This window comes from Litorivivens sp. (assembly GCF_041625495.1).
Taxonomy (GTDB): domain Bacteria; phylum Pseudomonadota; class Gammaproteobacteria; order Pseudomonadales; family Spongiibacteraceae; genus Litorivivens.
The window spans coordinates 1-10,037 of the sequence record NZ_JBFJTH010000143.1 but is presented as its reverse complement, the minus strand read 5'-3'; the positions used below and the strand labels follow the sequence as shown (position 1 = coordinate 10,037).

Annotated in this window: 10 protein-coding genes; 5 read left to right on the top strand and 5 right to left on the bottom strand. The window is 51.5% G+C overall.

Annotated features, from left to right (window positions below; genetic code table 11):
* On the bottom strand, window positions 1-755 hold a 755-nt coding region (locus ABYP39_RS14520), incomplete at its 3' end, for a Rieske 2Fe-2S domain-containing protein (RefSeq protein WP_372783215.1).
* A 171-nt stretch (window positions 756-926) separates the two neighbouring features.
* Between ABYP39_RS14520 and ABYP39_RS14515 the strand changes: the two genes are divergently transcribed.
* Both ABYP39_RS14515 and ABYP39_RS14510 read left to right on the top strand, forming a co-directional pair.
* The gene (locus ABYP39_RS14515) at window positions 927-1,508 is read left to right on the top strand and encodes a TetR/AcrR family transcriptional regulator (RefSeq protein WP_372783213.1); all 582 of its coding nucleotides are present in this window, start codon (window positions 927-929) and stop codon (window positions 1,506-1,508) included.
* A gap of 282 nt (window positions 1,509-1,790) precedes the next feature.
* Window positions 1,791-2,066: a helix-turn-helix domain-containing protein gene (locus ABYP39_RS14510; RefSeq protein WP_372783211.1), complete on the top strand. Its 276-nt coding sequence runs from the start codon at window positions 1,791-1,793 to the stop codon at window positions 2,064-2,066.
* 68 nt (window positions 2,067-2,134) lie between these two features.
* Here the strand turns inward: ABYP39_RS14510 and ABYP39_RS14505 are convergent, their stop codons facing one another.
* The 4 genes from ABYP39_RS14505 to ABYP39_RS14490 all read right to left on the bottom strand — a co-directional run bounded on the left by ABYP39_RS14505 (window position 2,135) and on the right by ABYP39_RS14490 (window position 7,215).
* Window positions 2,135-2,857, bottom strand: a complete 723-nt coding sequence (locus tag ABYP39_RS14505; RefSeq protein ID WP_372749809.1) for an SDR family NAD(P)-dependent oxidoreductase — start codon at window positions 2,855-2,857, stop codon at window positions 2,135-2,137.
* Between the two features lie 93 nt (window positions 2,858-2,950).
* Window positions 2,951-4,012 carry an MBL fold metallo-hydrolase gene (locus ABYP39_RS14500; RefSeq protein ID WP_372749810.1) on the bottom strand — a complete coding sequence of 354 codons (1,062 nt, stop codon included), beginning with the start codon at window positions 4,010-4,012 and terminating at the stop codon, window positions 2,951-2,953.
* 40 nt (window positions 4,013-4,052) lie between these two features.
* A complete protein-coding gene (locus ABYP39_RS14495; RefSeq protein WP_372783209.1) occupies window positions 4,053-6,437 on the bottom strand; it encodes a TonB-dependent receptor in 2,385 nt (794 codons plus the stop codon).
* Window positions 6,438-6,624: 187 nt separating this feature from the next.
* Window positions 6,625-7,215: a TetR/AcrR family transcriptional regulator gene (locus ABYP39_RS14490; RefSeq protein WP_372749642.1), complete on the bottom strand. Its 591-nt coding sequence runs from the start codon at window positions 7,213-7,215 to the stop codon at window positions 6,625-6,627.
* Between the two features lie 215 nt (window positions 7,216-7,430).
* Between ABYP39_RS14490 and ABYP39_RS14485 the strand changes: the two genes are divergently transcribed.
* The 3 genes from ABYP39_RS14485 to ABYP39_RS14475 form a co-directional block, all read left to right on the top strand.
* The gene (locus ABYP39_RS14485) at window positions 7,431-8,468 is read left to right on the top strand and encodes a glutathione S-transferase N-terminal domain-containing protein (RefSeq protein ID WP_372749641.1); all 1,038 of its coding nucleotides are present in this window, start codon (window positions 7,431-7,433) and stop codon (window positions 8,466-8,468) included.
* A 30-nt stretch (window positions 8,469-8,498) separates the two neighbouring features.
* Entirely contained in the window at window positions 8,499-9,263 is a 765-nt protein-coding gene (locus tag ABYP39_RS14480; protein WP_372783207.1) for an SDR family oxidoreductase, read from the top strand.
* A 22-nt stretch (window positions 9,264-9,285) separates the two neighbouring features.
* Window positions 9,286-10,037: type 1 glutamine amidotransferase domain-containing protein (locus ABYP39_RS14475; RefSeq protein WP_372783205.1), on the top strand; the 752-nt coding region annotated here is incomplete at its 3' end.

Below are 10,037 nucleotides of genomic sequence, written 5' to 3'. Positions count from 1 at the left end.
GGCGTATCCTCAGGCATTAGGCGAAACGACGCCCCGTGTCCCTTGATAGGTATCGCATTGAATGCATGGTTGTCTATTTCGACACCCGCTTCCGTATCTGACCCTATCAGCGAAGCATGCAGGTAGGGGCCGTGATAAACATCGCCCAACTGATTTTCAACTGGCAGTTTCCAATTGGCATCCAACACCCAGCGCTGAGGTGAACCTATGAACTCGATGCCACCGGGAAAACGATCTATCCAGGCTCCCAAATAGAACTTCATGTCGCCTAGGTAACCTTCAAGCGGCTCAATCTCCGGATTAAACGAGCCGAACACTAGCCCCCGCCAACTTTCAACTCTAGGCACTTTTTTCAGCCCGAGTTTGGACTTGTCAGGACTACATTTAACCTTTCGCTCTTGCGGAATTACGGCAAGCTCACCGCTCACCGTATAAGACCAATTGTGGTAAGGGCATACGAACCGCTTGGTGTTGCCGTGATCACTGCGACAGACCGGAAGACCCCGGTGGGTACAGCTGTTTACGGATGCGTGAATCGCGCCATCCTCACCCCGGGCGAGAATGATTGGTGTCTCGCACATATAGGCCTGAACAAAATCACCGGCCTTCTTGATTTGAGATTCGTGCCCCAAGAATAGCCACGATTTACCAAAAATAGCCCGCTTTTCAAGCTCGTAAACGGCTGAATCACTCCAAACACGGCGACTGATAAGAGAAGCATCGTCGCTTACCAGCTCTTTTATGTCTATTGTCATGCCCTTCTCCTGTAGCGCCATAAAATTATCACTGATTAATATTTATGGCAACAATACGGTGTAAGGTGAGATAATTCGGGAATAAAATATGCTTTTTTATGAATACATCCTAATTTTATGACCCAGAAGACAGACAGAATTCACAGATTGACCAAAGGCGAACGCACGCGATTGAAACTCTTGGATGCTGCGGAGAAGTTATTTGCCAGCAAGGGCTATAGCAATACCAGCCTGAGGGATATCGCCGCCAATGCCGGCATCCAAGAACCCGGCATTTACAACCACTTTAAGGGAAAGGACGCTTTATATAGCGAAGTTCTAAACAGGGCACTTCAGCCGCTTGCCGATGCCATTGAAGCGACAATCGTGAATGGCGCACCGGAGAAAGATTTGGTGACACTACCAGCAACGCTGACTGACTTGCTCGCTGAGCACCCGGCTATGCCAGCCTTGTTTCACCAAGCTCTAATCGGGAGCCCAGATGACACAGGGCATACCGTTATCACACATTGGTTAGCGAAGCTCTTTGCCCACGGTGAGAATATGTGGGCGCAAATCAGCCCTGAGAATCGTGTCGACAAGCAACGCATCACTCTGAGGATGATACTCATGTTCAACGCAGTAACAGGCTATTTTCTATCGCAGAAACTTTTGAATGGGGCTGGCGCGGGAGATATGCTGTCACCGGAAAACCTTGCGGAACAAAAAAGACTCCTTGCCAAAGTTATGCAATTGTTTATTTTGGAACTTTAAGTAGAGTGAGAGAGCTCGGTCAGGCAGCCTAAAAACCGACCTTCGGCGCTGCTACATCTTTGCTATTAATTGCAGCTTCCAGCCACCTCGTAGTCACCATACTGTTCGTGTTCCGATTAATACTTTTAAGCGCCAGCCCAATCTAATCAAACGACCAACTCTGGGGCGTACAGAACCTTTGCAAATGCAATAACACTATCAGATCTTCGGATTCTACACGCCCTACAGCTATCACTGCCGGCGCATAATCGTGGGAAAGGTCAATCGCCAATCTATTTTCCTATGTATTACTGGCCAGAAGATAAATCTGCCCCCAAACTTCCAAATGGTTTTTACGCTCTACACACCCTTCAGCACAGGCAGGAAAGCGAGCCTCCCAACTTTAGAATAATCTGCGATGACGTGAGAAACCTATTGGCTAAGAAATACCTAGCAGATACCGAGCTTTCAGCTGAGGACATTGCCCATTGGCTTGGCTATACCGAAATGACAAATTTCCGCCGGGCCTTTATCCGTTGGAGTAAAATCACACCTGTCAATTTTCGCGAGACGAAGTAACCCCACTCAACAGTCGCTAGATAAGAAACGGCATCAGTTTGGGTGCGATCTCAGAGGCTACTTTAGTCTTACCAAACTTCCTTGTAAGGCCTCACATCAAGTTCAAATGACCAGGCATTGCGCGGCTGAGCGTGTAGCAACCAATACAGTTCGGCTATAGCGTCGGGATCGAGCGAGCCGTCTTCACCAAGTCGGTCAAGATACTCCGGTAGGGCTGAGCGTAAACGCTCGCCGTTAATGGCGCCGTCCACAACGACATGTGCCACGTGAACTCCCTTTGGACCATAGTCCTTTGCCAGCGCCTGAGCCATTGACCTTAAGCCTGCCTTAGCTGCTGCGAAATGTGCAAAACCAGGCCTACCACGCAATGAGGCGGATGCGCCAGTGAACAACAAGGACCCGCCATGTTTTTTGAGCCGAGGCAGCGCTTCTTTGGCGGTTAAAAACCCTGAATAGGTACAGACCCGCCAGAATTTTTCAAACTGCTCTGCCTTTAGATCCGCAAAAGAAATATGAGCATTATTTCCAACATTGAATATAACAGCACTTAGTTGTCCATATTGCTCACAGCTATTTAACGCGTGGTGGATTTGCTGGCTGTCTGTTGCATCACAAACCGCAATCGACGCCACACCACCTTGTGCTTCGATTTCTTGTTTAACAGCGTTCAGATTGTCAGCGGTTCTGCCGGCCACGCAAACGTGAAGGTTTTCGCGGGCGAATCTTCGGGCTATCGCAGCGCCTAGACCATTGCTCGCGCCCACACCGAGAATAAATGCAACCTTGTTCATAGCGGTATCCTTCCATAAAAACCGTTACCACGATTTACCATCTCGGCGTGTTAATCATGGGCATGAGGGCTTACTCCAAAAAGCCCCCAGCCGTCAGAGGTCTTCGCTCGTTTTAATAATCTCATCGGATCCAGCCGGAAGACTAAAGGCGACGCCATCTTCGCCAATCGTGTAGTTCTTAAAAATCTTGTCAGCACCATTAAGGTACAGGGCTTTCTGCCCGGGAATGACCATAGGTGGAACGATATGGTAGTAGAGGAGGTGACCGACTCCGGCATCGCGCGCTGTTTCGGCAGCCTCAACGGGGCTGGCGTGATAATCCAGAATATCGTGAGTGACCTTTGCCATCACAGTATTACCTGTTTCCTTGGCGACCTTGTTCATCAGGCCGACCAGGTTGGGGGATAGCGCCTCATGTACGAGCAGGTCAACCCCCTTGGCGAAACGGGCGATATTTTCAGATTTTATAGTGTCACCGGTTATCAGTAGTGAGCGGTCCTTGTAGGTAAAACGATAGCCTACAGCCGGCTCGACTGGCGCATGTTCCACGGCTAATACCTCGATTTTCAGATCAGGTGTCTGAACGAGTGTGGTCAGGATGCCGTCATCCGGTTTTTGAAAGGGGCGAGCCTCCAGGCCAGCGCCGCTGACAGGTGCAACGGTGTCGCCATGATGTTCGTGGCGGTAAATGAAGTCGTATTGATAGGCCTGATTGAAGCCGGCGACCACATTCTCTACGCCCTGGGGACCATAAACGGGGAGTGGACTGGTATTAGCGCGACTGGCCCAGCGCAGGGTTGCCATCTCACCCAGACCATCGATATGGTCCGAGTGAAAATGGGTAAGAAAAACTGCCTCAATATCGCCGATGTTGTAGCCCATCCGGCCTATATTGCGGGTGCCATCAGTTCCCGCGTCAACCACAAACATTTGCTGGCCAGCAATAACCAGTACACAGGGGCCGGAAGCATTAGGCGCAGGCATCGGGCCACCGGCACCGCACAGGGCCAGATGCAAGCCGTCGTCCAGCTCCTTGAGGCGCTCAGCCGACATACGCGCCTCAATGCCTTTCTCCATAAGCTTGCTGGTGATTCCCGCAGGCATGCAAGCGGCGACACTCGCCGCAAAAATGAGTGTTATCAGTTTTTTAGCCATATATAGCGGTTCCCTACGATTATTGGTTTCTTAAGGGGAATCAGTTTTCACCGAAAGCATACCGCACATCAATGGTATAAGTCGGCTCGTCGTGCTCTGCCAGCGCCACATAGTTACCGGCGTTACGCGGGCTATCCAGAAAGATGGTTCGCGATTGCTCGCCAGTCAAATTTTTCGCGTTGAATACCACGCTCCAGCCGCCATCCAACTGTTTCAGGCCTAGCCGCAGATTCACTTTGGTGGTCGCTTCCTGAAAGGTTTCTTCATCCAGGTCGATATCGAGGTAGTGCTCACCTTGGTGAAGAATATCCAGTCCGACCAACATGCCCCACTGATCACTAATCGGAAACTTGAGTGAGGGATAGAGGCTGGCGGAGACTTTTGGTGCGAAGGGTACTTCCCGGCCACTCAGATCTTGCCGTGGAATCTCGGTGCCGCACTGGGGCGGGTTATCAGCTGTTGTTTGTGTCGCCGTGCCGGGGGCGCAGGGATAGCTGTCGTAGGCCGTGTCAGACACACCGAGGCTGCCGGCAATAGTCAATGCCTGCCAGTCGGGCAACCACTGAAAATCCAGCTCGAAGCCTTTACCGGTTGCCTCAGCGGCATTAACCGTGGTGAATTGAACACCGTTAAAAGCCTGCACCTGAAGGTCTTCATAATCTACATGATAAGCGGTCAGGTTAAGTTGCAGCGTTTTGTTCAGCAGAAAACTCTTGATGCCGATTTCCTTGGAGACGGCGGTTTCCTTGGTATAGGTGGTATCGATCGGTGAAATCAAGGGGCCACTAACACCGCCGCCTTTTGTGCCTTTGCTGGCAACGGCAAACAGTCGTACGTCATCCCAAATCTCCCAGGAAAACGCCAGCTTGGGTGACAGATCGTACTCTTTGGCGGTGTAGGATTCGAAAAAGTCTTGCTGCCCCCCAATCTGCTTCGCCACAACTTGGCTGTCAGATTGTGAGCCGGTGAAACCTTCCTTGTCTTCCTCGCCGTAACGTGCCCCCAGTGTCAGATCCATTCGGTCTGACAGATACCAGGTGAATTGAGCGAATACTGATTGGGAGGTGTTCTCCAGCGCTGAAATGTTGCGGGTAATCGCTTTGTCTTGATTGGGATTGCCACTCGCGGCGCGATCAGCCGCAATTAACGTGGGAACGAGCACCGGAGCGCTTGCTGCCGGAAGTCCGCCTTGTCCGGCGCGCAGCACCTCGTCCAGGCCGTCGTAGTAGATAACGCTTAGCTGCGTCGCGGCTGCATCTGATTGATAGGCAAATAGTCCCGTGGCGAAGTCAATGCCGTTGCCCCAGCCAAAGGGAGCTGCCAGGTCACCGGTAAACCGCAGCTCCAGCGATTTTTGGTCGAACCCCTCGGGACCATCTGTTCCGAGTTGGGAAAATTGGACTGGGCTGAAATCGGAATCCAGCAGGAAGGGTGAGCGGATTTTCGCGGTGTTGGCTATTAAGGCTACTTCCAGGGTCGGTATCGGTCCGACATTTTCGAAGAAGGCGGTCGCATTGAGCGTGAGCGACTCAGAATGTCTTTCATTGAATTCATCGACGCTGATCGACGATTTTCCATCGTATACATCGTCTTCAAATCTCGGATCGGCTTCTCGATAGACTTCGGCTGCTCGCGGTGTTGCCTTTTGGTACTGAAGACCATAGCCGTTGAGTTCTGAGTCGGTTTGAAAGTAATCCAGGCCCAGTGCAAGCCAGTCGCTGGCTTCCCATGCCAGTCTCAGACGAAAGGATTCGTCTTCCTGTTTGAGGTCTTTGTCTAATGTGGTGTTGTAGTTACCGGTCTCACGCTCGCGTTTGCGAAAAGACAATCGTGCGCCCACGTTGTCTGACAGTACCGGAAATGACAAGCCACCTTCGATGCGTTTTTCATCAAGAGAGCCCGCTGCTACATTTAAGTATCCCCGGAGTTCAGTGTCAGGAGCACGTGTCGTGAAATTCAGTACGCCTGAAACGGTGTTCTTGCCAAACAAAGTGCCTTGCGGGCCACGCAAAACTTCAACCCGCTCCATGTCAAAGGCGCCATCGTTGGTAAAGGTCGCTCGTCCGTAATAGACATCATTAATAACAACACCCACCGAGGGCTCGATATTTCTCGCCAGCGGGGGCGTGCCGAAACCGCGAATACTTAATACTGGGTTCGAGTTGTTTGAGTTGAATTTCACATTGGGGGTGTACTGCACCATATCCTGCGCATCAACCAGTGCGGCTTCGCTGGCCATTTCGCCGCCAACAACCGATACCGAAGCAGGCACGTCGATAAGGCCTTGTTCGCGTTTCTGTGCGGTGACAATAACTTCTTCAATCATTCGTTCAGCGCTGACCCCGCCGGGCATAATGCCGACCGCCGCTAGAGGCGCGAACATGCAGAGTGAGCGTTTCAACGAAGATCGATATGTTCTGTTCATTATTGGCTTCCCGTAGTTCTTTGCCGCGAGTGATCAGCGGCAAATATTATGGCAGTTATAGTGCCAATATGTATCGACGACGAGCAGATGTCAAGAATAACGTAGCCGAATTTTTATCCGTATTTGTGACTACTGGATAGTTAACCAGTGGAGAAAGGGGCTTGGGATATGGGGCCGATACCTGGCCTCAGCGCCGGGCCAGGATATCTTTGATTAGCGTGCTGATTAGCTCTCGACTGGCAGCCTTGCTGAGACCCTGATGCTCGCGCAGTCGATACCACATTTCGAAGGAAGCGATGGCATCGACCGCTTCGCGATAGGCTTTATCGAGTTGAGTGAGCTCTGGTAGCCAGTCGTCAAGATCCTTGCGCAGACCGCGCTGCATTTTGGCGTAGTTTTTCCGCAGAAACTCATATTTCCAGCGCTGGGCTGCAGTGCACAGGGCAATATTGGTATTCTGCTCATACACTTCCGCGTGCCGGTCGACAGCGTGTTCGATGCGCTCGTCCAGCGTCCCTTTTCGATCCCCGCCCAGCGTAAGCGCAATATATTCGTCGCGAATACTCTCATCGACGGCGACGAAGAGTGAGCTCATATCTTCGAAGTGCCGAAAGAAAGTGCGTAATCCAACACCCGCGCGTTCTGCAATTTGCTGCGCAGTTGGAATCAGCACACCTTCGTTAACCAGGTCCACGGCTGCGGAAACAATAGCTGCACGACTGCGCTCTGTCCGCTGGCGGCGGCCATCGGCGGGTTTCTGGGCAGTGGTTTTGGACATATAACGGATTCCTGAGCGTGGCGCAAAAGTGGTCATTCATGCCATGAATGATTTTGCGGCCAATTGTATATAGTGGCATATTCTCTGTCTATTGTTGCCGGTAGACAGAACGACTCATGCCGTTAAAACTTTGCAATCATATATTGACATTAACAATGCCATAATAATAAAGTCAACAGCACATAGTTATTCCGCTAACGGCCGGGCCGCGCTATATGGACACATCTGATCGACTGCAACTTATCGGTGCGCCTGGGTCGCCCTATACCCAGAAAATGCTGGGTCTCCTGCGCTATCGTCAAATTCCCTATAGCGTTACGTGGGGCATGCCTCAAGTAGTACTCGAGCAGATGGGGATTGCCGCTCCAAAGATGGTTTTTATGCCCACCTTTTTGTTTGATGACGGGGGCGATAGTTTAACAGCCCGCTGTGATTCAACTCCTATCATTCGGGAGCTAGAATCCAGATACTCGGGACGTTCCGTACTACCAACTGATCCCGCGCTTGCGTTCATTGACTACCTGCTTGAAGACTTCGCAGATGAGTGGGCAACCAAATATATGTTCCATTATCGCTGGTATCCAGAGGATGACGCCGACAACGCTGGAACACTGCTGCCTTTGAGCTCCGGCTCCCACATCGGCGATAGCGATGCTGCAAAGTTTAAAACGTTCTTTACCGAGCGACAGATATCCCGATTAAGCTATGTGGGCTCGAACAACGTGACAGCCCCGATCATTGAGGCCAGTTACCACCGTCTACTAAAGGCAATGCAAGCCCATTTGACTGAGCAACCGTTCCTGCTTGGCAACCGGCCAGCGGCTAGCGACTTCGCCCTGTATGGGCAGCTCACCCAGCTTGTAGGATTTGATCCCACCCCGCGACGTATTGCTCATGAATTATCTCCCCGCACAGTGGGTTTGGTGTACATGCTCGGTGACCTATCGGGACTTGATGTGACCGGCGACGATTGGAAAACGCTGGAAGAACAACCAGATTCCTTGCGCGGACTTCTCGTAGAGTGCGGCAGAGTGTATGCGCCAGCCTTGCTAGCCAATTCTGCCGCCGTCGCAGCTGGTGAAAAAGAATGGGAAACCGAAATCGATGGCGCACGCTGGATTCAACAATCATTCCCTTATCAGGCGAAATGCTTGCAATGGATACGCGAAGCTTACGATGCGCTGTCTGTTTCAGACCGTGAAAGAGTCAACCAATTTATCCAGGGAACTGGCTGTGAAACATTACTGCTCTGAGTGCTGACTACTACTTAAGGATTTTATAACGTGGCTACAAAGCTTTTCGACCTACAAAATAAAATTGCACTGGTTACAGGTGCCAGTCGTGGTATCGGCGAATCAATTGCTAAACTGCTGGCAGAGCAGGGCGCGCATGTCATTGTGTCGAGCCGCAAAATAGATGACTGCCACTTGGTTGCAGATGCGATTAATGAAACAGGGGGCAGCGCAGAAGCTTTCGCCTGCCATGTCGGCAGCATGGAGGATATCGAGCGCGTCTTTAATCATGTGAAGTCGAAGCACGGTCGACTGGATATTCTGATCAATAACGCTGCTGCGAACCCTTTTTTCGGAAATATTCTCGATACCGACCTGGCCGCGTACAACAAAACCGTAGAGGTAAACATCCGCGGCTATTTCTTTATGTCTATCCACGCTGGCAGACTAATGCGAGAAAATGGTGGCGGGGTGATAGTCAATACAGCATCCGTAAACGCCCTTCAGCCGGGTGACTTCCAGGGAATTTATTCCATTACCAAAGCAGCAGTCGTCAATATGACGAAAGCCTTTGCCAAGGAATGTGCCAGCTTCGGAATCAGAGTAAATGCTTTGCTGCCCGGATTTACCAAGACGAAATTTGCTGGAGCGCTATTTAGCAGCGATGAAATTTACCAAGAAGCGATATCCCGCATCCCCATGAAGCGGCATGCAGATCCGGATGAGATGGCAGGAACTGTTTTGTACCTGGTATCCGATGCCGCCAGCTATACCAACGGCGAGTGCATTGTCGTTGATGGTGGCCTGACCATCTAGTCAAGAAAGGAAACATGTGACCATGAACAAGATTACAATTGTAGTTGCTTCAATTTTCGCCGTTATTGCACTGGTCGCGATCGCGCTGCCATCGCTCCTGAGATTTGCGGGATTGCACCCGGAATACACCGGTGAAGCCGCCGAGTTCCCTGGAGGAAAAGCCCTGATCATTACCACCAGTCACGGTGTGCTGGCAGAGCCAGGCTCAGATGATGGACCTGCCACCGGTGTCGCTGCCTCTGAAATGACCCACCCGTACTACGTTTTTCAGGAAGCGGGGATGGAGGTCGACATCGCCAGTATTCAGGGTGGTGCTATACCGATTGACCCTCAGACACTTTCTTACCCGATAAGCACCGAGCATGATAAGCGCTTTTTGGAGGATAGTATTTTTCGGGCGAAAGCCAACAACTCGATCCCTGTGAGCGATGTGGATGTCAGCCAGTACGATGTTGTTTTTCTCGCCGGGGGATGGGGAGCAGCCTACGACATGGGTAACTCCGAAGAGTTGGCGTCCCTAGTCAGCGCTGCGTACTATGCGCCAAAAGCGCCGGTGATTGCGTCGGTCTGTCATGGCGCTTTGGGTTTGATCAATGCCAAAGATAAGAATGGCAAACTCTTGATCGAGGGACGACGGGCGACCGGCGTCACCGACAAGCAGGTCAAGGAGCTGGGTATCGAAGTGACCCCGATGCATCCGGAAACCGAACTACGCAAAGCCGGTGCGATCTTTGAAAGTGCCACGGCTTTTCGCGATCTGTTTGCCACTTGGGT

Bases quoted from the DNA above. Each gene is read 5' to 3' on its own strand.
- ABYP39_RS14510 (WP_372783211.1), top strand. From the start codon at position 1,791: ATGTATTACTGGCCAGAAGATAAATCTGCCCCCAAACTTCCAAATGGT.
- ABYP39_RS14505 (WP_372749809.1), bottom strand. From the start codon at position 2,857: ATGAACAAGGTTGCATTTATTCTCGGTGTGGGCGCGAGCAATGGTCTA.
- ABYP39_RS14500 (WP_372749810.1), bottom strand. From the start codon at position 4,012: ATGGCTAAAAAACTGATAACACTCATTTTTGCGGCGAGTGTCGCCGCT.
- ABYP39_RS14495 (WP_372783209.1), bottom strand. From the start codon at position 6,437: ATGAACAGAACATATCGATCTTCGTTGAAACGCTCACTCTGCATGTTC.
- ABYP39_RS14490 (WP_372749642.1), bottom strand. From the start codon at position 7,215: ATGTCCAAAACCACTGCCCAGAAACCCGCCGATGGCCGCCGCCAGCGG.
- ABYP39_RS14485 (WP_372749641.1), top strand. From the start codon at position 7,431: ATGGACACATCTGATCGACTGCAACTTATCGGTGCGCCTGGGTCGCCC.